The following is a 25,651-nucleotide window of genomic DNA, read 5'->3' on the forward strand; positions in this document are numbered from 1 at the left end:
CCACGCCATCAGTGCGTCTCCAGCCGCAGCCCGTCATAGGCCGGCACCACGCCCGCGGGCAGCGATTGCCTGAGCACCTCATAATCGACATCGGCCGTCATGTTGGTGATGACCGCGCGCTTCGGCCTGAAACGTTCGATCCACGACAGCGCGTCGTTGATGCTGAAATGGCTGACATGGCTGGTGTAGCGCAGTCCGTCGACGATCCAGAGGTCGAGATTTTCCAGCGCTCCCCAGCTCTCGCGCGGGATGTCGTTGAGGTCGGGCGTGTAGGCGGCGTCCCCGATGCGATAGCCGAGCGCGGGAATGGCGCCGTGCTGCACCAGGAAGGCCGTCATCGTCACGGCACCACCCTTCCCCAGAATGGTCCGGCTTTCGCCGGCCTCGATCGAATGCCGGGTCAGGATCGGTGGATAGTCGCTGCCCTCCGGCGAGATGAAGCAATAGGAGAACCGCGCCATGATGTCCTTGGCGGTCGACAAGTTGAAGTAGGTCGGGATACGCCGCCGCATGTGCATGACGACCGAACGCAGATCGTCCATGCCGTGGGTCTGGTCGGCGTGCTCGTGGGTTAGGAACACCGCGTCGATGTGGTCCACATTGGTCGAGAGCAATTGCTCGCGCAGGTCTGGCGAGGTGTCGATCACGATCCGCGTCGTGCCGTGCTCGGACGTCCGTTCGACCAGCAGCGAGCAGCGCCGGCGGCGGTTCTTCGGATTGCTCGGATCGCAGGCGCCCCAGCCGAGCGCCGGGCGCGGCACGCCGGCGGAGGAGCCGCAGCCCAGGATCGTCAGCGTCAGCGTCATGCGGCTCCCGGATTCAAGCTGGCACCTTGGAGAACAGGCGGAAGAAGTTTTCGGTGGTCTGGCGCGAGATCTCATCAAACGGCACGCCGCGCACCTCAGCCAGCACCTTTGCGACCTCGACCACATAGGCCGGCTCGTTGCGCTTGCCGCGGAACTTGCCGGGCGCAAGGTAGGGCGAGTCTGTTTCAACCAGAATACGGTCAGGCGGCAACTCGGCCGCGAGCGCGCGCAGGGCCTCCGACTTCTTGAAGGTCAGGATGCCCGTGAAGCCGATGTACAGGCCGAGCGACACCGCCTTCAGCGCCAGCTCGCGTCCGCCAGTGTAGCAATGCAGCACGGCGCGAAACGAACCGCGTGCCGCCTCCTCTTCCAGGATGCGGCCGCAATCCTCGTCCGCCTCGCGGGTGTGGATCACCAGCGGCAGGCCGGTCGCGCGTGCGGCCGCGATGTGGGCGCGAAAGCCCCTCGCCTGCGCTTCCGGCGAGCCGTTGTCGTAGAAATAGTCGAGCCCGGCCTCGCCGAGCGCCACGACCTTGGGATGCCGCGTCAACGCGATCAGCTCGTCCGGCGCGATGCCGTCTTCCTCATCCGCGTTGTGCGGATGGGTGCCGACCGAGCAGTAGACATAGTCGAAGCGCTCGGCGATGGCCAGAAGCTGAGTGAGCTTACGCACCCGTGTCGAGATCGTGACCATGCGCCCGATTCCGGCGGCACGCGCACGCGACACGATCCCGTCGAGATCTTCCGCAAAGTCGGGGAAGTCCAGATGGCAATGACTGTCGACCAGCATCGTGCGAACGCCTCAGGCCGCCGGCTCGATGTAGCGCGGGAAGGCCGGCGTCGGCGCGGGCAGCGTCGAGCCGGGCGCGATGCGCTTGGCGCCGCCGAGTGCCGCAAAATTGCGCTCGCCTTCGGGGACACCGAGGCTGTCGAGCAGCAATCCCGAGGCGGTCGGCATCGCCGGCTGGGCCAGGATCGCGATCTGGCGCACGACCTCGGCGGTGACATAGAGCACCGTCTTCTGCCTGGCAGGATCGGTCTTGGCGAGCGCCCACGGCGCCTCGCCCGCGAAATAGCGGTTGGCTTCCGCGACCACGGCCCATACGGCGTTGAGCCAGTGATGGATCTGTTGCGTCGCCATCGCCTCGCGGCTTGCTGCGATCATGCCGTCGGCCATCGCCAGGATGGCCTTGTCGTTGTCGCTGAACTCACCCGGTTCCGGGAGCACGCCGCCGAGTTGCTTGCCGATCATCGACAGCGAGCGCTGCGCAAGGTTGCCGAGATCGTTGGCGAGATCGGCATTGATGCGCGCGACGATGGCCTCGTGGTTGTAGTTGCCGTCCTGGCCGAACGGCACCTCGCGCAGGAAGAAATAGCGCATCTGGTCGACGCCATACTGGTCGGCAAGGTTGAAGGGATCGACGACGTTGCCGACCGACTTCGACATCTTCTCGCCCCTGTTGAACAGGAAGCCGTGGGCATAGACCCGCTTCTGCACGGGAATGCGGGCCGACATCAGGAACGCCGGCCAGTACACCGCATGGAAGCGGATGATGTCCTTGCCGATGATGTGCACATCGGCCGGCCAATAGCGCCAGTTCTTGTCGCTTTCGTCGGGGAAGCCGACCCCGGTGATGTAGTTGGTGAGCGCGTCGACCCAGACATACATCACGTGCTCTTCGTCGCCGGGCACCTTGACGCCCCAGTCGAAGGTGGTGCGCGAGATCGAGAGATCGCGCAGTCCGCCCTTGACGAAGCTCACCACCTCGTTGCGGCGCGAGTCCGGGCCGATGAAATCGGGATGATCGGTATACAGCTTGAGCAGCTTGTCCTGATAGGCGGACAGGCGGAAGAAGTAGCTCTTCTCCTCGACCCATTCGACCGGCGTCCCTTGCGGCCCGAGGCGCACGCCGTCGTCGTTCAGGCGCGTCTCGTCCTCGGCGTAGTAGGCTTCGTCGCGCACCGAGTACCAGCCCGCATAGGTGTCGGCATAGATGTCGCCGTTCGCTTCCATGCGCCGCCAGATCTCCTGGGTGGAGCGGTGGTGCTGCTCTTCGGTGGTGCGGATGAAACGATCGAACGACACGTTGAGCCGCTCGTCCATCGCCTTGAAGCGGGCGGCGTTGCGGGCCGCGAGCGCGGACGGGGTCAGGCCCTCGTTCTGCGCGGTCTGAATCATCTTCAGGCCGTGCTCGTCGGTGCCGGTCAGGAAGAACACATCCTTGCCGTCGAGCCGTGCAAAGCGTGCCAGCGTGTCGGTGGCGATCGCCTCATAGGCGTGGCCGATATGCGGGTTGCCGTTGGGATAGGCGATCGCGGTCGTGATGTAGAAGACGTTGTCGCGCGCAGGAGCCGCGGCGGGCGCTGCGGCTTGCGCAGCTGCAACCGGTTTCGGCGCGCGTGGCGCCTTCGGCTTGGCAGCCTTTGGCGGAGCGACGACAGCAGCCGGCGCCGCGGGCGGCGCAATTGCCCTCGCCTTCTTGGCCACCTTGTTCGCCGGTGCTTTGTTCGCAAGTGCCTTATTCGCAGGTGCCTTGGCCGTTTTCTCGGCGGCCTTTTTCTTTGAAGCCTTCTTCGCGACGACCTGCTTCTTCGCAGTCTTCTTGCCGGCCTTCTTTGCCGTCTTCGCAGCGCTCTTCTTCACGCCCTTCTTGGCGGCAGCCTTCTTGCTCTTCTTGACCTTCTTGGCAGCTTTGCGCGCGAGCGCCTTCACGGCCTTCTTGGTGGCCTTCTTCGCAGCTTTCTTGCCGCTCTTGCGCTTGACGGATTTTTTAGCTCGCGTTGCCACGACGAATTCCTTTACCGGCTTCTCAAAAATTTGGAAACGAACCTGCGTTAGGTTGTTGTTTTGAGCATGATCCTCTCGGAAGACCGCTACACACTTTTCCGGATCATGCTCTAGCGCGTTGCGTCCGCCAGCCAGCCGAACACCGAGAAAACCAAGGGCTTTCGCTCCAGATTGTAGGTTTCGGTGTCACGCGCGGCGCGGACGATCTTTTCCCATACCTCAGCTAGGCGCGCAAGGCGCGGCAGGTTCTGGTTGGCATTCGCCTCATCCGCATGCAGGCGTTCCGCGATCCAGCGGTCGATACCGTCGATGAAGGCCGCAAGCGCGACGCGGTCGCTGGTGCCGAGCGAATCGCCGAGCGTGTGCAATTCGCGCGGATCGACTTGGGGAAGTCGCGCCAAAAGCGCCGCCGTGCGCTGCTGGAGCTTGAGCGCATCGCCGCCGAGCAGCGTCAGCGCCCGCGCGACGCTGCCCTCCGAGGCCTCCGCCGCTTCGCGCAACGCCGGATCGGTTGGAGCGAGGCCGGCCGCTTCGGCCGCTGCATTGATCACCTCGTCCGTTCCGAGCGGCCGCAGGCGCAGCTTGCGACAGCGTGACTGAATTGTGGCGAGCACGCGCGCTGGCGCGTGGCTCACCAACAGGAACAGCGATTGCTGCGGCGGTTCCTCCAAAATCTTCAGAAGTGCGTTGGCCGCATTCGGATTGAGCTCGTCCACAGTGTCGACGATGCAGACGCGCCAGCCTTCGGCTGCGGCCGTCGAGCCGAAGAACGAAATCGTCTCGCGCGTCTCGTCCACGGTGATCACGGTGCGCATCACGCCTCGGTCGTTCGCCGTGCGCTCCAGTGTCAGCAGCCCGCCATGGGACTCTGCGGCGACCTGGCGCGCCAAGGCGTCATCAGGGTCGACTGCCAGGCTCTCGGCATGCTGCACGACGTCCGCCAGCGGTTGGCCGTGCGCCAGCACGAAGCGCGCCATGCGGTAGGCCAGTGTCGCCTTGCCGATCCCCTGCGGCCCGCCGATCAGCCAGGCATGCGGAATGCGCCCGCTGCGATAGGCGGACAGCAGCGCCGTCTCGGCCTCGCGATGGCCGAACAGACGGCTCGTCTCGCGCGGATGCCGAATGGCGGTCTCGCGCTCGGCCTGACGCGGGCTCATGCCGACACCACCGAGGCTGGCGTCGGAAGGAGACGATCGCGCAGTGCGTTCCAGACGCGGCCCGCCACTGTGTCGGGGTCGGAATTGGCGTCGATCAGCACGCATCGCGCAGGATCGTCCGCGGCGATCTTGCGATAAGCCTCGCGCAGACCCTGGTGGAAGCTGAGCTGCTCGCCCTCGAACCTGTCAGGCGTGCCGCTGCCGCGGCGGGCGGCGGCGCGCTGGAGGCCGATCTCGACCGGCAGGTCGAGGATGATGGTGAGGTCCGGCTTGAGATCGCCGATCGTGACGCGCTGCATCGCGTTGATCAGAGCCGGCGAAACGCTGCCGAGGCTGCCCTGATAGGCGCGCGTCGAGTCGGCGAAGCGGTCGCACAGCACCCAAATGCCCTGCTTGAGCGCGGGCTCGATCACGGTGTGGACATGGTCATCGCGCGCGGCCGCGAACAGCAGCGTCTCGGCTTCGGGCCCGAGCAGCTTGCCCATGCCCGACAGCACCAGATGGCGCATGATCTCGGCACCCGGCGAGCCGCCCGGCTCGCGCGTCACAAGGGTGCGCATCCTTGCTGCCTTGAGGCGGTCGGCGAGCTTCTTGATCTGGGTGGACTTGCCAGTCCCCTCGCCGCCCTCAAAGGTGATGAAGCGTCCGCGTCCGGACGGCCGCTGTGTCGCGCTTTCACTCATGGTCAGAGCTTCTCGGCGCCTGCGCGGAACATGCCGATCACGAGCTCGCTGGCGCCGTCGATGGCGCGGCGCATGGTCGAGCCGGTGCCGACTGCCTCGGCGGCATAGACCGGCGTCTCAACCGCGATGTTGCCGCTGCGCCAGACCTTGACCACACCGACCCTCTGGCCGGCTTCGACCGGGGCCCGCACCGGACCGCTATAGACGACGCGCGCGATCAGCTTGTCGCTGCCGTTCTTGTGCACCATCACCTTCACGGGCGTCTTGGCGACCAGCTTCACCGAGCGGCTCTCGCCGCCGAACACCTTGGCGTAGCCGACCAGCTGGTCGGCCGCGATCAGCGTGCGGGTCTCGAAATTGCGAAAACCCCATTCCAGCATCTTCTTGGCTTCGGTGGCGCGATCCTCGGGGTCTTCGAGCCCGTTGACGACGACGATCAGCCGCGTGCCGTTCTGCACGGCCGAGCCGACCATGCCATAGCCGCCCTCCTTGGTGTAGCCGGTCTTCAGGCCGTCAGCGCCTTCCATCGAATTGAGCAGCGGATTGCGGTTGGGCTGTCGGATCTTGTTCCAGGTGTACTCCTTCTCGCCGAACAGTTTGTAGAACTCCGGAAAGTCCAGGATGATGTGGCGGGCGAGGATGCCGAGCTCGCGCACCGTCATCTTGTTGCCGGGGTCGGGCAGACCGTTGGAGTTGCCGAAGGTCGACTTGGTCATGCCGAGCTCGCGGGCGCGCTTGGTCATGAAGTCGGCGGCAAAGATCTTCTCGTTGCCGGCGATGCCTTCGGCCAACGCGATGCAGGCGTCGTTGCCGCTCTGGATGATCGCGCCGTGCAGGAGATCGTCGACCGACACCTTGCTGTTGATGGCGGCAAACATGGTCGAGCCGCCCGACGGCGCCCCGCCCTTGCGCCAGGCGTTCTCGCTGATCCGGTATTCGTCGGTCAGCTTCATGTCGCCCTTCTTGATGGCGTTGAAGACGACTTCCGCCGTCATCAGCTTCATCATGCTGGAGGGGGCGCGCAGCTCGTCGGCGTTCTTCTCGAACAGCACGCTGCCGCTGTAGGCCTCGATCAGGATCGCGGTGGGGGCATCGCCGTCAAAGCCGGACTCTTCCGCCTTCTTGGCACCCTGGACGCTCTGGTTGGCAGCGTAGAGCACTCCGCACCAACCGAGGCTCGCGAGCAGCATCCCGGCGACAAGCGCGCGCACCAGCATGCCGGAGGTGAAGCGGCTGCGACGGAGCGAAATGAGACGAAATGCCATGGCCAAGCCCTGAGAGCGGCGTTCTAACAGTCGGAACCGGCGCGAACAACATGAGGCTGGTGCCGGAACCCGAGATTGCACGATTCTCGTCACACCCCTATCGTGGCACCTCATATTTCTCGACCAAACCCCTGAAACAAGGCGGAAAAGCGATGTCTTCCACCCGCGTGATCAAGGCCAACGGGATCGATCTGTTCATCCGCGAGGCTGGCCAGGGGCCGCTGGTGGTGATGTGCCATGGCTGGCCGGAATTGTCCTATTCCTGGCGCCACCAGATCCCGGCTCTGGCATCCGCCGGATTTCACGTCGTCGCCCCCGACATGCGCGGCTACGGCCAGAGCGCGGCGCCGTCCGACGTGGGCGCCTATTCGATCTTCGACACGGTCGGTGACATCGTCGGCCTCGTGCAGGCGCTTGGCGAGAAGAAGGCGATGGTGGTCGGCCACGATTGGGGGGCGCCGGTCGCCTGGCACGCGGCGCTGTTCCGCCCCGACATCTTCACGGCGGTGGCGGGCCTGAGCGTGCCGCCGCCATTCCGCGGCCGCGGCAAGCCGCTCGACCTGCTGCGTCAGGGCGGCGTGACCAACTTCTACTGGCAGTATTTCCAGACACCGGGAGTCGCCGAGGCCGAGTTCGAGCAAGACGTTGCCCGCACCATGCGCATCGTGCTCGGCGGACGTGGCCTTGCCGATCCCTCCGCGGCCATGTTCGTGCAGGAGGGCAAGGGATTTCTCGGCCACGCGACTGCCGATGAACCGCTGCCGGATTGGCTCAGCGAGGCCGACCTCGCCTACTTCACCGAGACCTTCCGCAAATCCGGCTTCCGCGGCGGGCTGAACTGGTATCGCAATCTCGACCGCAATTGGGAGCTGACAGCGCCCTGGCAGGATGCGCAGATCCGCCAGCCGTCCCTCTTCATTGCCGGCTCGAAGGACGCCGTCATCACCGGCCTGATCGGCGCCAAGCGCGTCAACGAACTCGAGCGCGTGCTGCCAAATCTGAAGCGCAAGCTGATCATCGAGGGCGCAGGCCACTGGGTGCAGCAGGAACGGCCCGACGAGGTCAACGCCGCGCTGGTGAAGTTCTTGCGGGAGAGCGCGGCTTAGTAGAGGCCGCGGCCGCTCAGGATGCTGCGGGCCTCGGCGGCGCCGTCGGAGGCCGACGAGGCGCTCTCGGTGGCGTAGCCGTCCTCGTCATAGGATACGGCGCGCGCGTTCTGGAGCGCCCGGCCCCGGCCGCGGCTCGAGGCCGACATTTCCGAGGTCGCATTGAGTGAGGCCATGTCGGCCGAGGTGGTGCCGAGATTGTAGGGGCGCCCCTCCGGCATCGGAACCTCGCCGCGGATGGTGCCACGGTTCGACGAGGGCAGCTCCGGCACGAAGGGCCTTGCCGAGGCAACCCGGACCATCGAGGGCGACGGCGCCGGGATCCCGGTACGCAGGGTCGCCATCAGCTGGCGGTCATCGGAGCCTTCAAGCGGCGCCCGGCCGACATATTCGACGCGGACCTTGGCGACGCCATTGCCTTTGAATTCAAGGAGTTCGGCGGCTTTGTTCGAGACGTCGATGAGCCTGTTGCCGTGATAGGGACCGCGGTCATTGACGCGGACGATCAGCGACTTGCCGTTCGAGATGTTGGTCACCCGCGCATAGCACGGCATCGGCAGGGTCGGATGCGCCGCCGTCAGCGAGGTCATGTCGAACACCTCGCCATTGGCGGTCAGGCGGCCGTGGAAATCGTCGCCGTACCAGGACGCCATGCCCTCGGCGCGGTAGTTGACGTCCTCCTCCGGCACGTAGGTCCGGCCGGCGACGACATAGGGCTTGCCGACGCGGTAGGTGCCGCCGCCCTTGGGGACCGGATCACCCAAAGCCACGACCCGGGGGCTCGAGGACACGCCGTATTTCGGATCGACGCGGCTGGCGAATTTGTTGGAGGACGCGCAATTGGCGAGCGCGAGGCAGGTCGCGGCCGCCGCAACACCACGCGCGGCCCGCAAAACCGAATCTGACCGTCGGATCCCCATTCGCCCCAAATACCATTCTGCCGGAGGCCTGCCCAACCCGCTTTGGCAACGGGGAGCGCTGTCCGGTCCTTTGCACCGAGGCGGCCCACCACCGCTTCGGACGTCGTGACGATATCGCAACCCGAACACGGCGGAAATGGGGAGCCTGCGGCGATCGCGCGGAGATGGTAAACGGCGCGTTCGCTTTCCCCAGTTGATCTACGGAGCTCAGGCACCTGCTTTGTGCCACTCCTGGACATTCTGTTGCGCCAAATCCTCACTCCACCCCCATTGTCGCGCCGCTCACTGGAATTCTTTTGACTGTGCAAGGCCGCACGCGTTCTCTCGGATGCAAGGGCGGGATTTGGAATTTAACGATGATCGAGACGGTTTCGGCACTGATGGGTCTGGTAAGCGCGGGGATCTTCCTGGCCCATGCGTTTGAAGGTTACCGTACGAGGGCCTGAGGGCACTCGCGCGGACGGCAAGCATCACCTCTTTCAAGACGGCACGTTCGGACAATTTTAATCGATCCGACCGAGCATCGCAGACGAGAGTGGCAGGTGTCCCATGCGCAATCATGACCTGGTATCCGATGGCTTCCTGGCATTGACCGCAGGCGGTCTGGTGCTGTTGTGCTCGAGCCTTGTCGCGCTGGCCTTCGGCTGATCGCGACACCCTTTCTTCGCCTTCCAACCACGACCGTACTGCGCCGCAACACTGGTGTTTGTCCGGAATTGCCCTGCTCCCGTTTAGTTGATTGAATTTCCGCGTTCGGCGCCTCGACTCATTTCAAGAGGCCATCACCAACGAAGGTGACGCACATGCTTGCCGAGAAATTCTTCCTGGTCCTGGAATCGCTGATCCGCGGCGACCGGACCTATCCGGACGGAAGTCCCCGGGTCATCAGCACCTCACCGCACGTCCCGGTGAAGCTGCCCGACCGGAAATAGACCGGATCGTTTTCGCTTCCCGTCACGTGCCGCTCAGCGCAGGCCAAGCAGCGAGCGACGATAGAAGCTGTCGCGGGCCTCGCCGAGGCAGACGTAGCTGCCGTCAAAACCCTGGCCGTACCGCCTCTGGCCCCTCGCGTAGTAGACGCCCTTCCTGAAATCCAGCCAGACCACCTGATCGCGCGGACAATGGCGCTGCGCTTGCGCCTCGTAGCGAAACGGCGTCAGTGGCGTGGCCGACACCTCGCCGGCGCCAAGCATCATCGCCGCAACAAGCGCGATCCTCGCGGGCCCGTTGCCAAAGCCGCTCCGCACGTCCTGCCTCCCGCGATCCAGGCCGTCGCGCGACGGCCGCCAGGCACGGTAGCACGAAACGGCATGGTCCCTGGAAGGCTGCAAGCGCAGCTCGCGTCTTCCGCCGGCCATGTCTTCCGCCGGCCATCTTGTCGGGCTACATGAAAGCGAGATTCATCTCGATGCGAGGATGCTGCCTGAATGTCGGTTGAGCCTGCCCCCACGACCGAAGCCCGCCCGCCCTCGCCGCGCCTCGGCCTGCTGCCGATGATCATCTTCGGCTCGCGCTGGCTGCAACTGCCGCTCTATCTCGGATTGATCGTGGCGCAATGCGTCTACATCGCGCTGTTCCTCAAGGAGCTGTGGCATCTGTCCTGGCACGCGCTCGACCTCACCGAACAGCAGATCATGATGAGCGTGCTGGGCGCTGATCGACGTCGTGATGATCTCCAACCTGCTGGTGATGGTCATCGTCGGCGGCTACGAGACGTTCGTGTCGCGGCTCGATCTGCAGGGCCATCCCGACGAGCCGGAATGGCTCGGCCACGTCAATGCGAGCGTCCTGAAGATCAAGCTCGCCATGGCCATCATCGGCATCTCCTCGATCGCGCTGCTGCGCACCTTCATCGAGGCCGGCAATCTCGGCTCGAACCGCGCCGGCTTCACCGAGACTGGCGTGATGTGGCAGGTGCTGATCCACATCACCTTCATCGTCTCGGCGCTCGGCATCGCCTACGTCGACAAGCTCAGCGACTCCGGGATGCGCAGACATGCCGAGTGAGGACCGCCCGCACACCCTGCAGGGAGCTGTAAGCACCAAACCGCGCGGCGCTCACTCTTTGGCTTCGAGTTGTTGAATGGCCTGATGCAGGCATTCCTGGAACTTCGCGGCGACCTGCTCGCGCGCCACGCCCTTGGCGGCGAGATCGCCTGACACCTTGTCCACGACCTCGTCCATCGTCCGGCTCTCCAGATGGTCCGTCGCCAGCGCTGTGGAATAGCTCTTGGCGGCATCGCCGCTGAGTCCGAGCTGGCTTGCGGCCCAGAGTCCGAGCAGCTTGTTCGACCGGGCCGTGGCCCTGAACATGAGCTCCTCGTCGTGGACGAATTTAGCTTCAAAGCCCTGCTCGCGCTTGTCGAACGTGGTCATAGTCAGCTCCATTGCGTTTTCGCTGATGAGGATCGGACTGGCTGGGAGCGAACGTCTCCGTCATTCACGTCAGTTGAGGATCATTTGAATCTTCGGGCGGAAGGCAAACGCCGTCAAGCCTGCCGCTCGTGGCAGGCGCGGCGCCGCATGGCCCGGAGACATCGAGAGCTGACGCATGAATAGAGAGCTGGGGGAGTTTCGACGGATTGAACGGGTCTGCCTGAGCACCCATCGCTCCGCCACGCAATGGCAGGCGCTGTCCAGGCGCTCAAGCTCGCCTTGGGCGCGCGGCGCAACGGCACCGCCTCCGGCCCCATCGGAGGATCAATCAAGGAGATCTTGGCGCGACGACCTCGTTCGGTCAGTCCTTTGCGGTTGCCGCTTCGCGTGCAAGCCGCTCGGCCCTCAGCCGTTCCTTGTTGGCGTAGAACTGCTTCTGCGCCTCCTCATGGTCGCGCATGGCCTTCTCGGCCTCGATCCGGCGTGCCGCATCGCGCGCCTGGCGCTGTTCGGGGGTCAGGGGTTTGCGTCGGAAGGAAAAGTCTTCGCTCATGCCAAGACAACGCGGCAGCGGGGCAACGGTTCCACCCCGAACCGGGCGGGCCGGCCAAGGTCAAACCGAAATATCCGCATCGTCAGGACGTTACCGGCAGAAGACCTCAACATCGCCCGCTGCCCTCCCAGCGGGACAGGCCGCCCAAAACAAAATCTCGAAAAACAACCCCATGCACAGTAGCTAAGTCCTGCTGGCGCAACGGTTTTTGGAATCCACGAAACGCCCTTTGACGCGTCGGGCAAAACAGTGGCATTCTGCCACCTTCGGAAAATCCGTTGGCCATGAGAGTCGGCACCGGATCGGGGCAGCCGGATCGGTTGACGTTAGACGCGTCGCGGCCGCCAGCGGAGCAGCGGCAACCCGCCCCCAACGCGAAGATGCCTTTCGCGGACAAACTGCTGTTTACCGATGCGAAGCTGCAAGCTCCGCAAGAATTCGCGCGGCGATCGATACCGGACGCTTGGCGCACCGTCGCGCGAATGGGCCGACGAGCAAATCGCTGGCACGAGACGTCAGTCGCTTTTCCTCCTTCGCAGGATGAGGCGGCGCGTCGAGAGTTCGCGGCAGGTTCGGAACACGACGTCATTGAGACAGGTCAATACGAGCAAGCCCAAGCTCTGGGATCTTAACTTCGGCAAGCAGATGGAGACGGCCATGTCACAGCAGAGCAGCATGCATTTCTACCTCAGTTGGGCCAAGGAGCGGATGGACGAAATGGACGCTGCATTGGCCTCGTTCGAGGTCAAAGTCGGCCAGGCCAAGGCTGAGTCCAGGGCCAAGACTGATCAGCTCCTGTCCGATCTGACCAAGCGCCGTGACGAGTTTCAGGCCCTGCTCAAGACCCAGGCCGAGGCGGGCGAAACCGCCTGGGCGGGCGCCAAGACGGACCTGGAGAGGCAATGGGCCGGGTTCGAGGCCCAGGTGAAGACCTACTTCGAAGGCGCTGGCAAACAGCTCGAGCAGCAGCAGGCCACGTTCAAGGACGTTGCGGCTGCACAGTCCAAGGCCTGGCGCGAAGCTGCGGACAAATTCCGCGAGGCGGCGGGCAAAGTGGCCGCAGCCCGCACCGTTGACGTCGATTCCGCGCTCAAGCAAATGAAATCCGATGCCTCCGAGGCAGAAGCGCGTCTGCAGAAGCTGAAGCAGGCTGGCAGCGAATCCTGGTCGGTCCTGAGCGCCGCTCTCGCCGAATCCCGGAAGGCGTTCGATCAAGCGAACAAAACCGCGTGGGACGCGCTGAAGGGCGCCGGTCCAAAGAGCTGAAAGTTTCGCTTCCGGAGAAAGAGCATGACGCGTCCGAGTGGCGCACAGCGATGGAGGCCTTGCTTCTGGTGGACGAGCGCGGCGGCCTGACCATATTCGCCCGTATCGGCGTCATGCGGGCGCTGAACCGACACGACGTCCCGAAGCTCAATCCCAAGGGGAAGAAGCCGTATTGGGGACGATCGTCATTCTCTGGGTGGACGCCACACGATTATCATTTTTAGTCGGAATCAATTGAGCCGTTGCTTCAATTATAAGGACGTCATTCATGACCAAGGAAAATTGCCTGATCGTCCGCGTTGCCGGAAGACAATTGGATCTGCTGCGAGGAGAAGCCTCCCGCATTGCGAAGGACAATAAGATTGATTGGTGGATCGATCACGCCGATGTCGGCACGCGCTTCTGCTTCGAAGATGCGAAGGCGAAAGAAACCTTCGCTCTCACCTGCGACAATATCGGCGTTCCGTGCCGCGACGGCTGAGTAAGTCCAACGGGAAAAGCCGCAGGGTGGTTCCAGCCCCCACTGCGGCCATCCCGGATAAAGTAAAAATCGGTACTCAAATCACGCCGGTGTTCTTTCTATAGAACACCCCGTTCCGAAAATGGATTCCGTACAACTACCGGAGCGCGATGTTCCACAGCATTGCTGTCCGAACGCGAACATGGCACGGCTTGCATTCCAGCCCCCAAGACTCCCGGCAGCCGGTTCAATTGCGGATCGGAGCGCCGGGAGTGCCGCTGGGCCCCCAAACCCTTCTGGCGAACAGGAAGGTTGGTTGTATTGCCAAGCTTTTCCGATGCCCTTCTCCAAGGGCACTCGCTAGCACCAGCTCACCTGATCCCACTGAGCTGTTTTCTTGTGCCTATACTTGGCGATGCAACCCCCAAAAGGCGATCAGCAGGAGAGCTGCGGCCCCAATTCCCAGCAATAGGAGAATGGCTTCCAGCATGGCGAATCAAGCTCCGCCCCTCTGGAAGGATATACCTTTTCGGATTTTAGTCACCGAGGCTCGCCAGCGGGTGCTGCTTCCAGGAGGCAATTGCCTCATCTTCGCTTTGCTCTTCGACGTCGTAGCCGCTCACGTGGCACGGCCAGCAGCTGCGCGAAGATAATCTGACCAATTCTCTCGATGGTCACGTGTGTGTTGCTCGCTGGCGCGTCGGTAAGTGATGCTGACGCTCATGCCGGAGGCGCTGGCGCCGGCGGCTCGGCCATTCAGCCCGGCAGCGGAGAGGACCCTGCCCGCCGCCATAGGCGCTCATGCGCGCGAGGCGCTGTCACGGTTGAGACAGAGGCCGCCCGATGGGCGGCCCTGTCAAGCCAAACGGGAAACACGTCAGCGAGATCTGGAGCAGCGCAAATTCCTTGGTCCCCCATGAGGGTCGTCGGAGGCTTCGCAGGACCCTACCAGCTCGCCTCCAACGGATATCATGATCATTGAGCGACCATAACTCTTCAGGGATCTCGTGAAGCATTGTATGTCGTCTGGCCGCGGCGTCCTCCCGTTTTTGCGCATCTCGGCTGCTACGCGATCCACGACGGCGGAGGGACAGGTGTTCGCCGTGTATGCAGCAGCCGGTGGCACAGCAGGGCCAAGCACCATCGGCGCCAAAACGCTTGTCCAGAATGCTTGACGCCTCACGCGTGTTGCCCTCGCCCCCTGCTGAACAGATTAAATCGCTACAAGGTCGGCGGCGCATTGAAATGCATCATTGAGTCTCTGCATTCCTTCTTGGCCACTTGCTGAATATGCTCGTTCATGTGAGCGACCTTGTCCAGGCGGCAGCCCTCGAGCTGCGCCTGCGCCTCCCCGGCAAAGTGTTCAGGTGGCCACCGCCGAAGCGGCCGCTGCGCCGTTGCCGGTCGCGGAGGTACGCATCAGTCGTCCCAGACGCGCTTGCCGCAGGGGCATTCGAACATGCGCGTGATGCCTCCGCTTTCAGAGTCCACCACCGCTCGTACAAGCTTCATTTTCTTGCCGCAGATGCGGCAGGTTCTGATTGAGTTGTCCTCGACAACGCAGATCTTCTCAGCACGAAATATTTCCATGAGTCGCGCCCCCGTCCGAGGTGACCTGGTGGAGATTACAAACCTACTGAAGCAGGGAAAATGGAAGAACTGGGTGCCAAGCCGCGCGAGGACTTTGCGACTGTACACGAGGCAAATCAAGACGCGCCGGCTATCCCGACGATCCTTTTGGGGTACCTCTTTAGGGTGGCCCGAGGGCCGGAACGGAGCGATCCGTTAATCAGAGCTTGGTCTTAATGTAATCCCTATGCAGAACGGTTGGTCGTTGGGCACCATCGAACAGAACGGTGATGCCGGTTGTACGAAGGCCTATGGCGACAACGACGCCAACCTTGTCAGCCAGGTCTGGGCAACGAGTTTTTCCGATTTCGCTGAGCTTGAAACGCGCGCCGACTGCAATCCTATCCATTTTCAAATCCATGGTTGCCTCAAAGAGACCGATCGCAATGAAACAGAGTGGTAGCAAAGCTCTTCAAAAATACCGGTGATTGTGGCGCCTCATTGTTTCAGGACTATTTCGTGATTCGAGATCTATGTTGCGTCGCAGACAGGTGCTTGGAACAACAATTGGTGACCGCCGTCTTTGGTTCCTGGCCGGCCCCGGCTGACCGCCGTGGCCTGGGTAAGGCCACGTCAGCTGGCGGGAAGATTGAAAGCAACCTCGGCAAGCGCCCCGCCCTGTCTGGTGGTCCAGGCCGTCGAGCGGGAGCTGCCGTGCCAGCCCCGCACCAAAACAAGGCAAAAACGAGCCAGGCGCGGAGTCCGCGTTTGCGTCTTTTAGAGGAGAGAATGCAGCATCTCCTGCCGGATGGAACCGCCGCCTCAGTGCCGCGTTTTCGTCTCGCTTCCGGCCTGCCCCCAACAATCCCCGAGGCCGGAAGATTGGAATAGCGGCTCCAGCTTTGCCCAAGGCTGGGGCCGTTCTCCCTTCCGGTCAGACGCGTGGAGTTGCGTATGCGTCACTCGCCTTCGATCGTGCCGCTCGATCGCCTGGACCGCGAAATCTATCTCGTCCTCGAGGATTTTGGCGCCCGCGCCGGCTGCGCCTGGCGCGAGACCGACGAAACCGAGACCGACCTTGAGACGGTCCTGAGGCATCTCCTCGCCGGCCAATACGCCTATCCGGTCCGGATTGTGTGCTTCAATCCTGGCGAAGGCTGGTCACGGGACGCCACGTCCGACGTCGCTGACGCGCTGGCGCAGCGCGCAACTGACACCGACGCCGAGGTCCCGTCCGCGCTGCAGGACTTCATCGCCGCCAATGCCACCAGGCGCTTCGACGTGCAGCTCGCGCTGCCGCTGCAAGGTGCCGCGTGATGCCAGCCGGAGGAAGGCCGTACGGCGACGCGGCCGTGAAGTGCACGCCTGCGACATTCCGGTCGAGCGCGAGGCGCCGCGTACGCCGGAAGGCTTTCGTGTCGAGGTCGACAAGGACGGTTGGCGACACTGAGGACTGCGCTTATAGCACCAGGGTCACCAACCAGATCGCAAGCGAGCAGCAGAGCGCAATTCCAAGATACGGCAATGCAATTGTCATCGGTCCCTCACTAACGAATTCCCGACGCTAAAACGGAACGAGATTCGCATATTCGCAGCCGCGTGACCATCTCATTCTCATGCACCGCGCGTACGGGTTCTGCCTGCCAAGTGCAGCCAGGGCTGTCCCGGCCTGACCAGACTGGCTCCAAGACATCGTCTCCAAGCACCGCGACCGCGGCTATATCGCCGTCCGCACGAAGGAGTGGATCAGGTCAAGAACAGGTCTCACCCGGCCATGCGCCGCAAGTTCCAGCACCTTGCGCTGGCGCGGCGGGCAGCGCGGCGCGCTGCAGACATGAGTCTTAGGCCGCCGACGCTAACCATAACCGCGACCAAGTCTTGTTTTGGCAAATCCTAAAATTTATGGTTGTGATTTTCAGCATGGAATTTTTTGATGATGGTCCGATTACCTATGGTCGCGGTCATCGCGCCCGACGGGCATAGGTCATACTGGGTTGCAGCGGTCGAACCTGAGAATGCGACCGAAGCGGTCGCGCGGGTCGTCGGCGACGGGCAAAACATTAGGCTCTTGCAGCACCGCCTGCGCATGAAATCAGATGCGCTTCGACCAGGCGAAGTCCGCCGAGTTGGGCTCTGACTTGGGCTCTGATTTGGGCTCTGACCAGACACCTACCCCCGAAGAGCCATACCATCTCCCTCAGAAGAGCGTCCCCCCGCCTTTGCACGGCCGGCATATTCAAGCGTTACGCACATTGGCGGGCAGAGCGCGCGCTCTGTCGTGAGGAGTCGTGCGGATGACCCGTTTCTTCTTCCATGTCCACAACGGCATTTCCATCTTCGATGATGTCGGACTGGAGCTTCCGGACATCGCCACCGCGCAAGCAGCAGCGATCGAATTGAGCAGTAAAATCCTCAACGAGGGGGCAGAGGGACCCTTGTGGCAGGACCTTAACTGGCGCGTCGAGGTGACCGACAGCCCCCGAATCGGCGGGCAGATCTTCATTGTCGTCAACTTTTCAGTCACGCAACATAAAGCACCCAACTAACTGCGGCAGCGACGAGGTGCGCAAAAACAGCCGTTGAGTAAACTCAACCAAGACTGCCAGCTATTCCTCCTGAACGCTGGAAAGGCCCTACAGGTCCGGTGCAACCACCGGACGCCGCAACCAGCGCGACGATCGGGAACAGGGGCAGCGCCGCGACATCAAGTGGCGATCGGATTGTCCAAGACCATAGCTGAACTCGCGCTTTGGCCCGACACCCACTTTGCGCCAAATGCTGCCGTTCGAGACCTAACAAGGCGAGCCGCGCTCTCGAAACGAGAGCCGGATCACTGTGAATTTCGATTCTTGCTTGCTCCCCTCAACCGCGTCGCAGTTGACGGCGATTTCGCCCACTCTGCCATCTGGATGCAGGTGAGAAGATCAACATAGCTCTGGCTTCCGCCGGCTTTGGCTTCACCTTCGCAGCTATCACGCACGGGAACGGAAGCAGTGCCCCAAACCGTGTTGAGCTGCTCCTGTGCAGTTGTCTCATCGCGCATGCAGTCGGCAAAGCTCTGAGGCAGGGCAAGCCCCATTGCCTTGTCGTCAGCCGCGGTGGCTTTGCACATCACCTCCACCTTTAATTCGGGGACGCGATCGGAAACCGGCATCACAAACAATTGGCTTCCGAGGAGCGCTGCAGATAATGCCACTATCTTCATCTTGACCTCCTTCAAGCTTCAAGCGCTGCGAATTGAACGGCCCTGAAATGCCACAAAGAAGCGCTGCGTCAGAACTGGCCTGGTTGAGCCGGAGGACTAGGCCAATCGGATCGCAGGTTGTTCCTGTTGTTGCGATCAAATAGGTCTTGCCTGCAGACAAAGCCGCCCCGGCAACTATCCACCAGAGGTGCGGCCTGGCGAACGTCGGGGACCGGCACGACTCTTGTGCGCGACGTCTTGGCAAAGGCGCCCGTTGCCACAGCCACCTCGAGGGCGCAAAGTACGGCAACCAAGCACGTGTTCCTCATAAGATGCCCTCCTCCGATCGCCGACGACGCCAGACGATTGCGCGGCTGCCCCGTTGCACAGTCACCATAGCAACCAGCGTTCAGTAGCAGGGCGGATACGGATAGTAGCCGCAGCGAGGCGCAGCATAAGGGTATGAGGCACGACCTTGCGGGATCGGTCTTGATTCAGATCAAGCTCACGTCGGCGTTCTCCTTCGCGCAGATCGCGCATCGCGATGGTTGCGGTACGCCAGACTGTCGCGCTCCATGCTGTCAGTTAGAGCGGGGATGGCTATTTCGTGGACCAGAAGAACGTTCGGACGAGTGGATCACGTCGCTCTTCGCTGGGAACTCTCCAACCAGGAGCCTTGCAAAATAGGCTCTCAGCAAGTGGTCGAAAGTCGACAGCGCGTCGCTAACGTCGCAGCTCTCAAGGCGGAACTCTTCGGCAACCCTACCAAGTACTTGTTGCGCCATGGCCTGCCTCCTCGAAGCAGTACACCACCCGGATGCCCCTTTTCCTCCTTGTCAGTAAGCGATGAGCCGCGATCGATCGGTTTGATCCATCTCAAATGACTCGCGCTTTTTGAACGGGAAGCAAAGGCCTACCGCCCATGGGGGTCGGCCTCGATGAAGCGCGCAACAGGTGTTTCCGCCGGCTTCCAGAGAGATCGACAGCGCGATGTGGGTACTACTTTGTGGTCATCCGCTTTGGTGGCGCGGTCAGCGCAGGCGCCGCCGGCGAGATCACAAACGTCACCCGGGCATTCCAGCCCTCGGGCCGGTTGTCCGGTTCAGGTAACCCTGCATGTCGCCGACCGGGAAGATAAATCGAGGTGACGAACGTAGACCGCGCTTACTTCGTCACGATCCTTCGCGTCGGCGCGACCGTACTGGTCGGCGCCATCGGCGACAGCGAGAAAGTCAGCCACGTATTCCAGCCAGCTGGCCGATTTTCTGCGGCAAACTCGCCGTACCCTTTCAGGTTCAAATATCCCTGCAGTTCGCCGACCGGAAACAGGTACCCGATCTGAGGACCGACTCCCACCACGCGCGATCGAAATCCCCCAAGGATCGGGGGCTGACCAAAATCGTCCGTGATCTGTTGATAGTAGTAGCCGACCAGCCCGACGAAGAGCTGCTTCGAGAGAAACTGCGAAGCACCCCAATCGATGTGGAAATCGATGCCATTCTGATATTGCGTGTCAGGATTCTTGAAATTGTAGGTGAACCCGGCGACTGCGGAAAATTCGTGCCCCAACTTCTCATTGAAATAGGTGTAGCCGCCGCCGCCGTCGATCGCGCCGTGTCCGATGCCGAGGTTGGCAAGACGGGTTGGAGAGTAGGCGCCAACAGGAATGTCGCCGGTCAAATAGGTCATGAAATTGTGGACGCCGGCGCTCCACTTCAGCGTTGCTTGCGGATACAGATCGCCCACCGAGGTGATTGAATCAGAGAGGGTCCCCGTGCGAGTCGTCACAAAGGGCCCGACCGCTGTTGTCAGCGTTCCGTCGAGGGTTGCGGCGGATCGGCCAAACAAGCCGGTGATGCCGATTGCCAATTGTCCGCCAAGTACCGGCGTCGCGAACGTGTAGGTCGGGTTGAGCAGGACAAGGTCCGCCTGCGCGTTTAAGCGCAGATTCAAATCTACATTGACGTTAGCGGGGATCCGGCCGACACGGATTTCTCTTGCCGCGGCTGCGTTACCGAAGGCCGACACGCTGGTGTGATAATAGACCTCGGCCATCGACCAGCCGGGGACTGCAGGGACTGCCGCGAGGCTGCTGAAGCGCCCCGGAAGCCAGTATGAAACGCCATCCTCGTCGGCATATGCTGGGTCGGACGAGAATCCGGCCAATGCCACAGCCAGACTGATCGTTGCGCGAATAAGCCGACAATGAGACTTTGGTTCGGATAGGTACCGCTTCATCCGCTCGTCCTCCCGCCAACGAATGGACAGTGTATCGATCGGCGATTCAATGTCTCGCTCCAAGGTAACAACCTCGTCAGATTTGGCTCAGCTTGTTGCGCCACGAGCTGCTCAAAGCACCGCTCGCGCGATCCGTCTTGATCAGATTAAGACGGAAGCTACGAGGACGCCGAGCCGTCCCTAGGCAGCTGCGATCCGTCCATGTGGGGCGGCGATCAGACGCGCTGGGCATCCGGTGGCCGTAGGGACCTTGAGAGCGATCCCGCCGAACCCGGCATTGGGGACCATGACGGCGTGCTTGAGCAGGTTGGAACGCAGGACTGGCAGCAAGGGGCGATGGCATGATCGGGGGCAACGAATGCGCCTGATCTAATTGGCCGTCCCACAAAGATACGCCGCCGGGCTCGAAATACAGTGTCCCGGCGGCGCCCTGTTCCAAACTGGGTCTAGCAATCCCAGCCACCTGTAAATTTGCAATGGCCGTGCCAGGGCGATGTGACAGGCCCGCCCGTTCACGCTGACCGGGCCGCTTGCACCAAAGAAACGGCCCCAGGCCAGGGGGAAGAGCCTTGGGCTGGGGCCGCTCGGGGCTAGGAACTAGATAGCCTCATGCGTCTGAAACGCATGCAGATCAAGTGGGGCGGATGGTGACGGTTCCTATCAGGAGGACGGTATCTAACGGCAAGCCTGTTTCCCAACCCCACCGACCTAATCCGGAAACGTGTGGGTGAAACCACCTCTCCCACATGGCATTAAAGGCTATGGCAGAGTCTTTCGGCAACGAATTTACAATCGTTGAAGTCACTTCGGACGACGAGGAACCGAAGAAGCAAACATGGCTCGCGTTAGCTAAGCCGGATCAGGCGTTGACCTTGGTACTCTGCGCCGTTCCGGAAGGCTGGACAGCGCAATTGCTACCCATCAGTCTGACGGAAAGGCAGCGACGGCTGTTTCGAGAGGTCAAACTCCAACCCGGCGAGGTCTACAAACTCCCGGAGTAAGGCCGCCCGGTTTGCAGCCTCCATAAACGGAACACCTATCAGGGAATTTCAAATAACTTGGACGTCGCTTGTTCCGATGTGAGCAGTATTGACCATACGTCCGATCCCAGACCCGCTCGAAGTCTGGACGAACGTCGGCACCGCGAGAGATCCACAGCCTTGGCAGACAAATCGCGGCTCGATATCCGATAGCCTTACTTTGTCAGGCCAACGGTCGGCATCCAAGGCAACGTGATGGCCGCAATGGCAATAGACCAGGACGCCACGCAAGCCCATCTCGCGCATCTCGCCAAAGGTGATCTTCACGGGACGGCCGCCAGATTCACCTAGCTTACCCAGCATCCGAATCGGCTTCTCCGATCGCTCGCCAGCCCTTCTCTGTAAGATGATAACGCTCCCCGTGTTTCACCAGCCAGCCGCCTTCAATCATCCTCCCCGCCATAGCCGTCGAACATGCCGGCTGGTTGCCGCCAAGATGATACAGGCCGTCGCGGCGCTCGACCATACAGCCGTGGACGCGCACCAGGCGAAGCGCTTTCAGCATGCTGGGAAATAGAACTATGGTCGTGCTCGTCATTGCTCTCCAAGTGACGGCACCATCCAACGTTCCCCAACGCCACTCGGCGAACCTGCGTCAAATTCTCCAGTCCTAGCGGCGCGGAACGCACGCGAGCTACTGCTGGTCGTGGGTTAAGTGCCTTGCGCGCAGGCCGCCGGTTCACACTGGCGGGCCCAATTTCGATAGTGACGTAATTTTAGATCGGCTCTAAACTCGTTCCAGCTTCGGAACGAGGCGGTGTTTTGGAGCGGGATCATGCGAGAGTTTCGCGCATATATAATCGATGGCGAGGGCCACATAACGCTTCGAATTGACCTTGAGGTGCAGGACGAGGCGGAGGCTAGGGAGCGAGCTAGACTGCTTGTAGACGGGCACGCGGTAGAGCTTTGGGAAGGCGCAACCAGGCTCGATAGATTTGAGCCGATCAGCAGGCATTAAGGCCGCCTCAGTTGGCGGCCTTTTGGTTCATCGTCTCCTGCATTTGGCTGCAATCTCAAGGAGCGCGGCGCGCTCAACAGGGTCGCTGGTGGCTTCAGCGAGCTCGCGGCAGATGGTCTGCATACTTTTGCGATTGAAGCACCATCGCGTCCAAAGTTCGCGCGCGACAATTCCAACCATCATTCCAGCGATCAGGCCCCCGAGCGCGATCATGGTTCGTCTCGGACAGTTGTACGTTCATTTGTACGCTGATCCGGATGATTGAACTTAAGTTGTTGATTTTGCTGGTCTTTTGGCGGAAGGGGTGGGATTCGAACCCACGGTACCCTTGCGGGCACGCCGGTTTTCAAGACCGGTGCCTTAAACCACTCGGCCACCCTTCCAAACCCGGAATTGCTGTCGCTTAACGTAGTCGACGGCGCATGGCAACGCGAAGTTGGGCCCGTCGAAGCAAGCCTGCCCCCTCGCCTGGCCGGTCTGTCAGGCGAGCGTCAGCCTGGTCCTCTAACCTGGCAACAGGCTCGGCCGCCGACAGCGCGCCGTGCCCTCAGCAATCCCGGACACTGGCGACATCTCCCAGGGCGTCGCTGGTTGCGAGGCCCGGTAGGAGTCGTCTCCATCTCCGGGCCTCGTTTGCTGGCGCCCAAAAGAAAACGCGGCGCCCCATGGGAGCGCCGCGCGAAGTTCGTTGATTGTTGCGCTGGCTCAGTAGCCGCAGGACGCGCAGCCCATCTGCACCGGGGCGTAATAGGAATAGCCCGGCGAGACCATCTCGACGCGCTGGCGCGTGGCGTATTGCGGCGGGATACGCTCATACTGGACGCTGGGCGGGGCGACCATCACGGTCTGCGGCACCATCACGGTGCGGTACTGCGCCGGCGTGCGATGCGCGACCACGGAGCCCGGCGAAACCATCACGGTCTCATCGACGGTGCGGTATTGCGGCTGCACATATTGCTGCTGATAGCAGGTCGTGCACGGCGGCGGCGTGTAGCAATTGTAGCAGCCGGCGGAGGCTGCGCTCGTCATCGAAATCGCGGCGACGACTGTTGAGAAAACGACAGCAAGAGTACGAGACATTATTGCGGTGCCCCAGTTGCCCGAAATGGATTTGCGAAGGTCGCCGCAGTATACGCCGCAAAATCCAGGGCTGCCGAACTTCGTGGAGGCATCCTTAATGCGAACGGCCGGCTTTCGCCGGCCGCTAAGGACTCGTTGACCATGCACGCGAAGCGCGAACGGTGCAGCGCTCAGTTCGAGCGCCGCTTCACCTCGCGCACCGCGCCGCGCGCGGCACTGGTGGTGAGCGCAGCATAGGCCTGGAGCGCGGTGGAGACGTTGCGCTTGCGGCCCGTCGCCTGCCAGGCGGCGTCACCCTTCGCCTCTTCCGCCGCGCGCCGCTTGGCGAGCTCCTCGTCGGAAACCTCCAGGGTAATGCTGCGGTTCGGAATGTCGATCGCGATACGGTCGCCGGTCCGCACCAGACCGATGTTGCCGCCTTCGGCGGCTTCCGGCGACAGATGGCCGATCGACAGGCCGGACGAGCCGCCCGAGAAGCGTCCATCGGTGACGAGCGCGCAGGCTTTGCCGAGGCCCATCGATTTCAGATAGCTCGTCGGATACAGCATTTCCTGCATGCCGGGGCCGCCACGCGGGCCTTCGTAGATGATGACCACGACCTCACCGGCAACGACCTTGCCGCCCAGGATGCCGTCAACGGCGGCGTCCTGGCTCTCGAACACGCGCGCGGGGCCGGAGAATTTCAGGATCGAGGCATCGACGCCGGCGGTCTTCACGATGCAGCCGTCCTGCGCGAGGTTGCCGTAGAGCACGGCGAGGCCGCCATCCTTGCTGAAGGCGTGCTCGAGATCGCGCACGACGCCCTTCTCGCGATCGGCATCGAGCTCGTCGTAGCGGCGCTCCTGGCTGAAGGCGACTTGCGTCGGGATGCCGCCGGGCGACGCGCGATAGAAGGTGCGCACCGCATCGCTCTTGGTGCGCTTGATGTCCCAGCGCTCCAGCGCGTCGGCCATCGTCGGCGCATGCACGGTCGAGACCGACGTGTCGATCAGGCCGGCGCGATCGAGCTCGCCCAGAATGCCCATGATGCCGCCGGCGCGGTGCACGTCTTCGACATGCACGTCGGCGACCGACGGTGCGACCTTGCACAGCACGGGCACGCGCCGCGACAGCCGGTCGATATCCTGCATGGTGAACGCGACCTGCCCTTCATGGGCGGCTGCGAGCAGATGCAGCACCGTGTTGGTCGAACCGCCCATCGCGATGTCGAGCGTCATCGCGTTTTCGAACGCCTTGAAGTTGGCGACGTTGCGCGGCAGCACCGAGGCATCGTCCTGCTCGTAATAGCGGCGGACGAGATCGACGATGGTGTGGCCGGCCTCGACGAACAGCCGCTTGCGGTCGGCGTGGGTCGCGACCACCGAGCCGTTGCCGGGCAGCGCGAGGCCGAGCGCCTCGGTGAGGCAGTTCATCGAATTGGCCGTGAACATGCCCGAGCAGGAGCCGCAGGTCGGGCACGCCGAGCGCTCGATCACCTTGACGTCCTCGTCGCTGACCTTGGAGTCGGCCGCGGCGACCATGGCGTCGATGAGGTCGACGGCCTTGGTCTTGCCCTGGAGCTTGACCTTGCCGGCCTCCATCGGCCCGCCCGAGACGAACACGGCGGGGATGTTGAGCCGCAGCGCCGCCATCAGCATGCCGGGCGTGATCTTGTCGCAATTGGAGATGCAGACGAGGCCGTCGGCGCAATGGGCGTTGGCCATGTACTCGACGCTGTCGGCGATCAGCTCGCGCGACGGCAGGCTGTAGAGCATGCCGTCATGGCCCATGGCGATGCCGTCGTCGACCGCGATGGTGTTGAACTCCTTGGCGACGCCGCCGGCCTGCTCGATCTCGCGGGCGACGAGCTGGCCGAGGTCCTTGAGGTGGACGTGGCCGGGCACGAACTGGGTGAAGGAGTTGACGACCGCGATGATCGGCTTGCCGAAATCCGCATCCTTCATACCCGTCGCACGCCATAGGCCGCGGGCACCCGCCATGTTGCGGCCGTGGGTGGTGGTGCGGGAGCGATAGGCTGGCATGGCGGTTTCCGTCCTCGGTTTGGCTGGCCGGGCGGGAAATATGGAAGCCGCCTCAGGCCTTTCCGGCCGGATAGCGCACGGGGTGGGTTGGTGCAACGGGAACTTGGCTTGGACAGGGCCGGATCGGCCTTTCGCAGGCCTCCCCTGCTCCCGGCGCGGGCTACTGCAAGGTCGCGTCAGC

General features: G+C 62.7%; 25 protein-coding genes, 1 tRNA gene and 2 pseudogenes. 9 read left to right on the top strand and 19 right to left on the bottom strand.

Annotation, left to right across the window (positions count from 1 at the left end):
- Positions 1 to 8: 8 nt before the first annotated feature.
- From XI08_RS18200 to XI08_RS18225, 6 genes are all read right to left on the bottom strand, one after another.
- Complete coding sequence (locus XI08_RS18200; protein ID WP_271575440.1) at positions 9 to 806, bottom strand: MBL fold metallo-hydrolase; 798 nt, start codon at positions 804 to 806, stop codon at positions 9 to 11.
- A 13-nt stretch (positions 807 to 819) separates the two neighbouring features.
- Positions 820 to 1,596 (bottom strand): TatD family hydrolase, encoded by a 777-nt coding sequence (locus XI08_RS18205; protein WP_271575441.1) that lies wholly within the window; start codon positions 1,594 to 1,596, stop codon positions 820 to 822.
- A gap of 12 nt (positions 1,597 to 1,608) precedes the next feature.
- Positions 1,609 to 3,594 carry a methionine--tRNA ligase gene (gene metG, locus XI08_RS18210; protein WP_271575442.1) on the bottom strand — a complete coding sequence of 662 codons (1,986 nt, stop codon included), beginning with the start codon at positions 3,592 to 3,594 and terminating at the stop codon, positions 1,609 to 1,611.
- 110 nt (positions 3,595 to 3,704) lie between these two features.
- Positions 3,705 to 4,751, bottom strand: a complete 1,047-nt coding sequence (locus XI08_RS18215) for a DNA polymerase III subunit delta' (protein ID WP_271575443.1) — start codon at positions 4,749 to 4,751, stop codon at positions 3,705 to 3,707.
- Complete coding sequence (tmk, locus tag XI08_RS18220; RefSeq protein ID WP_271575444.1) at positions 4,748 to 5,434, bottom strand: dTMP kinase; 687 nt, start codon at positions 5,432 to 5,434, stop codon at positions 4,748 to 4,750. Before tmk ends, XI08_RS18215 begins: the two co-directional genes overlap by 4 nt.
- Positions 5,435 to 5,436: 2 nt before the next feature.
- On the bottom strand, positions 5,437 to 6,699 hold the full coding sequence (locus XI08_RS18225; RefSeq protein ID WP_271575445.1) for a D-alanyl-D-alanine carboxypeptidase family protein: 1,263 nt from the start codon (positions 6,697 to 6,699) through the stop codon (positions 5,437 to 5,439).
- Positions 6,700 to 6,851: 152 nt separating this feature from the next.
- Here XI08_RS18225 and XI08_RS18230 point away from each other — a divergent pair, with 152 nt between their 5' ends.
- Positions 6,852 to 7,805 (top strand): alpha/beta fold hydrolase, encoded by a 954-nt coding sequence (locus tag XI08_RS18230; RefSeq protein ID WP_271575446.1) that lies wholly within the window; start codon positions 6,852 to 6,854, stop codon positions 7,803 to 7,805.
- Here the strand turns inward: XI08_RS18230 and XI08_RS18235 are convergent.
- Positions 7,802 to 8,725, bottom strand: a complete 924-nt coding sequence (locus XI08_RS18235; protein WP_271575447.1) for a septal ring lytic transglycosylase RlpA family protein — start codon at positions 8,723 to 8,725, stop codon at positions 7,802 to 7,804. The two genes, XI08_RS18230 and XI08_RS18235, sit on opposite strands and share 4 nt — an antisense overlap.
- Positions 8,726 to 9,528: 803 nt before the next feature.
- On the opposite strand from XI08_RS18235, the gene XI08_RS18240 reads away from it, so the two are divergent.
- On the top strand, positions 9,529 to 9,657 hold the full coding sequence (locus XI08_RS18240) for a hypothetical protein (protein ID WP_256374848.1): 129 nt from the start codon (positions 9,529 to 9,531) through the stop codon (positions 9,655 to 9,657).
- A 33-nt stretch (positions 9,658 to 9,690) separates the two neighbouring features.
- Here the strand turns inward: XI08_RS18240 and XI08_RS18245 are convergent, their stop codons facing one another.
- A complete protein-coding gene (locus XI08_RS18245) occupies positions 9,691 to 9,921 on the bottom strand; it encodes a hypothetical protein (protein WP_135173799.1) in 231 nt (76 codons plus the stop codon).
- Positions 9,922 to 10,152: 231 nt separating this feature from the next.
- Here XI08_RS18245 and XI08_RS18250 point away from each other — a divergent pair.
- Positions 10,153 to 10,732 (top strand): annotated as a pseudogene (locus XI08_RS18250) (TIGR00645 family protein).
- Positions 10,733 to 10,783: 51 nt separating this feature from the next.
- Here XI08_RS18250 and XI08_RS18255 read toward each other — a convergent pair.
- Complete coding sequence (locus XI08_RS18255) at positions 10,784 to 11,101, bottom strand: DUF1476 domain-containing protein (protein ID WP_271575448.1); 318 nt, start codon at positions 11,099 to 11,101, stop codon at positions 10,784 to 10,786.
- Positions 11,102 to 11,462: 361 nt separating this feature from the next.
- Positions 11,463 to 11,654, bottom strand: a complete 192-nt coding sequence (locus XI08_RS18260; protein WP_271575449.1) for a hypothetical protein — start codon at positions 11,652 to 11,654, stop codon at positions 11,463 to 11,465.
- A gap of 657 nt (positions 11,655 to 12,311) precedes the next feature.
- Here XI08_RS18260 and XI08_RS18265 point away from each other — a divergent pair.
- Positions 12,312 to 12,920: a hypothetical protein gene (locus XI08_RS18265; RefSeq protein WP_271575450.1), complete on the top strand. Its 609-nt coding sequence runs from the start codon at positions 12,312 to 12,314 to the stop codon at positions 12,918 to 12,920.
- 268 nt (positions 12,921 to 13,188) lie between these two features.
- Positions 13,189 to 13,401 (top strand): hypothetical protein, encoded by a 213-nt coding sequence (locus tag XI08_RS18275; RefSeq protein ID WP_271575451.1) that lies wholly within the window; start codon positions 13,189 to 13,191, stop codon positions 13,399 to 13,401.
- A 1,398-nt stretch (positions 13,402 to 14,799) separates the two neighbouring features.
- On the opposite strand, the gene XI08_RS18280 is transcribed toward XI08_RS18275, so the two are convergent.
- Positions 14,800 to 14,970 carry a hypothetical protein gene (locus XI08_RS18280; protein WP_156936816.1) on the bottom strand — a complete coding sequence of 57 codons (171 nt, stop codon included), beginning with the start codon at positions 14,968 to 14,970 and terminating at the stop codon, positions 14,800 to 14,802.
- A gap of 244 nt (positions 14,971 to 15,214) precedes the next feature.
- Here XI08_RS18280 and XI08_RS18285 point away from each other — a divergent pair, with 244 nt between their 5' ends.
- The 3 genes from XI08_RS18285 to XI08_RS18295 all read left to right on the top strand — a co-directional run bounded on the left by XI08_RS18285 (position 15,215) and on the right by XI08_RS18295 (position 17,495).
- Positions 15,215 to 15,412: a hypothetical protein gene (locus XI08_RS18285; RefSeq protein WP_271575452.1), complete on the top strand. Its 198-nt coding sequence runs from the start codon at positions 15,215 to 15,217 to the stop codon at positions 15,410 to 15,412.
- Positions 15,413 to 15,903: 491 nt separating this feature from the next.
- Positions 15,904 to 16,266: a hypothetical protein gene (locus XI08_RS18290; RefSeq protein WP_027542813.1), complete on the top strand. Its 363-nt coding sequence runs from the start codon at positions 15,904 to 15,906 to the stop codon at positions 16,264 to 16,266.
- Positions 16,267 to 17,243: 977 nt separating this feature from the next.
- Positions 17,244 to 17,495, top strand: a complete 252-nt coding sequence (locus tag XI08_RS18295) for a DUF6894 family protein (RefSeq protein WP_271575453.1) — start codon at positions 17,244 to 17,246, stop codon at positions 17,493 to 17,495.
- Between the two features lie 284 nt (positions 17,496 to 17,779).
- Here XI08_RS18295 and XI08_RS18300 read toward each other — a convergent pair whose 3' ends face one another.
- Together XI08_RS18300 and XI08_RS18305 are read right to left on the bottom strand one after the other, a co-directional pair.
- A complete protein-coding gene (locus XI08_RS18300; protein WP_271575454.1) occupies positions 17,780 to 18,154 on the bottom strand; it encodes a hypothetical protein in 375 nt (124 codons plus the stop codon).
- A 1,143-nt stretch (positions 18,155 to 19,297) separates the two neighbouring features.
- Positions 19,298 to 20,371, bottom strand: coding sequence for a SphA family protein (locus XI08_RS18305; RefSeq protein WP_271575478.1), 1,074 nt, complete (start codon positions 20,369 to 20,371; stop codon positions 19,298 to 19,300).
- A gap of 761 nt (positions 20,372 to 21,132) precedes the next feature.
- Here XI08_RS18305 and XI08_RS18310 point away from each other — a divergent pair.
- The gene (locus tag XI08_RS18310; RefSeq protein ID WP_271575455.1) at positions 21,133 to 21,372 is read left to right on the top strand and encodes a hypothetical protein; all 240 of its coding nucleotides are present in this window, start codon (positions 21,133 to 21,135) and stop codon (positions 21,370 to 21,372) included.
- 118 nt (positions 21,373 to 21,490) lie between these two features.
- Here XI08_RS18310 and XI08_RS18315 read toward each other — a convergent pair.
- From XI08_RS18315 to ilvD, 6 genes and pseudogenes are all read right to left on the bottom strand, one after another.
- Positions 21,491 to 21,714, bottom strand: a pseudogene (locus XI08_RS18315) (hypothetical protein); the annotation flags it as partial.
- A complete protein-coding gene (locus tag XI08_RS18320) occupies positions 21,704 to 21,949 on the bottom strand; it encodes a hypothetical protein (protein ID WP_271575456.1) in 246 nt (81 codons plus the stop codon). The gene XI08_RS18320 and the pseudogene XI08_RS18315, both read right to left, overlap by 11 nt.
- 447 nt (positions 21,950 to 22,396) lie before the next feature.
- Positions 22,397 to 22,582: a hypothetical protein gene (locus XI08_RS18325; protein WP_271575457.1), complete on the bottom strand. Its 186-nt coding sequence runs from the start codon at positions 22,580 to 22,582 to the stop codon at positions 22,397 to 22,399.
- 80 nt (positions 22,583 to 22,662) lie between these two features.
- Positions 22,663 to 22,752: transfer RNA gene (locus XI08_RS18330), tRNA-Ser, on the bottom strand.
- A 322-nt stretch (positions 22,753 to 23,074) separates the two neighbouring features.
- Positions 23,075 to 23,398 (bottom strand): hypothetical protein, encoded by a 324-nt coding sequence (locus tag XI08_RS18335; RefSeq protein WP_049823199.1) that lies wholly within the window; start codon positions 23,396 to 23,398, stop codon positions 23,075 to 23,077.
- A gap of 221 nt (positions 23,399 to 23,619) precedes the next feature.
- Positions 23,620 to 25,470, bottom strand: coding sequence for a dihydroxy-acid dehydratase (gene ilvD / locus XI08_RS18340; RefSeq protein WP_271575458.1), 1,851 nt, complete (start codon positions 25,468 to 25,470; stop codon positions 23,620 to 23,622).
- Positions 25,471 to 25,651 lie beyond the last annotated feature (181 nt).

This window comes from Bradyrhizobium sp. CCBAU 11361 (assembly GCF_028128935.1).
Taxonomy (GTDB): Bacteria; Pseudomonadota; Alphaproteobacteria; order Rhizobiales; family Xanthobacteraceae; genus Bradyrhizobium; species Bradyrhizobium niftali.

Excerpts from the sequence above, each read along its gene's own strand:
- XI08_RS18200 (WP_271575440.1), bottom strand. The coding sequence starts at position 806 with ATGACGCTGACGCTGACGATCCTGGGCTGCGGCTCCTCCGCCGGCGTG.
- XI08_RS18205 (WP_271575441.1), bottom strand. The coding sequence starts at position 1,596 with ATGCTGGTCGACAGTCATTGCCATCTGGACTTCCCCGACTTTGCGGAA.
- XI08_RS18215 (WP_271575443.1), bottom strand. The coding sequence starts at position 4,751 with ATGAGCCCGCGTCAGGCCGAGCGCGAGACCGCCATTCGGCATCCGCGC.
- tmk (WP_271575444.1), bottom strand. The coding sequence starts at position 5,434 with ATGAGTGAAAGCGCGACACAGCGGCCGTCCGGACGCGGACGCTTCATC.
- XI08_RS18225 (WP_271575445.1), bottom strand. The coding sequence starts at position 6,699 with ATGGCATTTCGTCTCATTTCGCTCCGTCGCAGCCGCTTCACCTCCGGC.
- XI08_RS18230 (WP_271575446.1), top strand. The coding sequence starts at position 6,852 with ATGTCTTCCACCCGCGTGATCAAGGCCAACGGGATCGATCTGTTCATC.
- XI08_RS18235 (WP_271575447.1), bottom strand. The coding sequence starts at position 8,725 with ATGGGGATCCGACGGTCAGATTCGGTTTTGCGGGCCGCGCGTGGTGTT.
- XI08_RS18240 (WP_256374848.1), top strand. The coding sequence starts at position 9,529 with ATGCTTGCCGAGAAATTCTTCCTGGTCCTGGAATCGCTGATCCGCGGC.
- XI08_RS18245 (WP_135173799.1), bottom strand. The coding sequence starts at position 9,921 with ATGATGCTTGGCGCCGGCGAGGTGTCGGCCACGCCACTGACGCCGTTT.
- XI08_RS18255 (WP_271575448.1), bottom strand. The coding sequence starts at position 11,101 with ATGACCACGTTCGACAAGCGCGAGCAGGGCTTTGAAGCTAAATTCGTC.
- XI08_RS18260 (WP_271575449.1), bottom strand. The coding sequence starts at position 11,654 with ATGAGCGAAGACTTTTCCTTCCGACGCAAACCCCTGACCCCCGAACAG.
- XI08_RS18265 (WP_271575450.1), top strand. The coding sequence starts at position 12,312 with ATGTCACAGCAGAGCAGCATGCATTTCTACCTCAGTTGGGCCAAGGAG.
- XI08_RS18275 (WP_271575451.1), top strand. The coding sequence starts at position 13,189 with ATGACCAAGGAAAATTGCCTGATCGTCCGCGTTGCCGGAAGACAATTG.
- XI08_RS18280 (WP_156936816.1), bottom strand. The coding sequence starts at position 14,970 with ATGGAAATATTTCGTGCTGAGAAGATCTGCGTTGTCGAGGACAACTCA.
- XI08_RS18290 (WP_027542813.1), top strand. The coding sequence starts at position 15,904 with ATGCGTCACTCGCCTTCGATCGTGCCGCTCGATCGCCTGGACCGCGAA.
- XI08_RS18295 (WP_271575453.1), top strand. The coding sequence starts at position 17,244 with ATGACCCGTTTCTTCTTCCATGTCCACAACGGCATTTCCATCTTCGAT.
- XI08_RS18300 (WP_271575454.1), bottom strand. The coding sequence starts at position 18,154 with ATGAAGATAGTGGCATTATCTGCAGCGCTCCTCGGAAGCCAATTGTTT.
- XI08_RS18305 (WP_271575478.1), bottom strand. The coding sequence starts at position 20,371 with ATGAAGCGGTACCTATCCGAACCAAAGTCTCATTGTCGGCTTATTCGC.
- XI08_RS18310 (WP_271575455.1), top strand. The coding sequence starts at position 21,133 with ATGGCAGAGTCTTTCGGCAACGAATTTACAATCGTTGAAGTCACTTCG.
- XI08_RS18320 (WP_271575456.1), bottom strand. The coding sequence starts at position 21,949 with ATGACGAGCACGACCATAGTTCTATTTCCCAGCATGCTGAAAGCGCTT.
- XI08_RS18325 (WP_271575457.1), bottom strand. The coding sequence starts at position 22,582 with ATGATCGCGCTCGGGGGCCTGATCGCTGGAATGATGGTTGGAATTGTC.
- XI08_RS18335 (WP_049823199.1), bottom strand. The coding sequence starts at position 23,398 with ATGACGAGCGCAGCCTCCGCCGGCTGCTACAATTGCTACACGCCGCCG.
- ilvD (WP_271575458.1), bottom strand. The coding sequence starts at position 25,470 with ATGCCAGCCTATCGCTCCCGCACCACCACCCACGGCCGCAACATGGCG.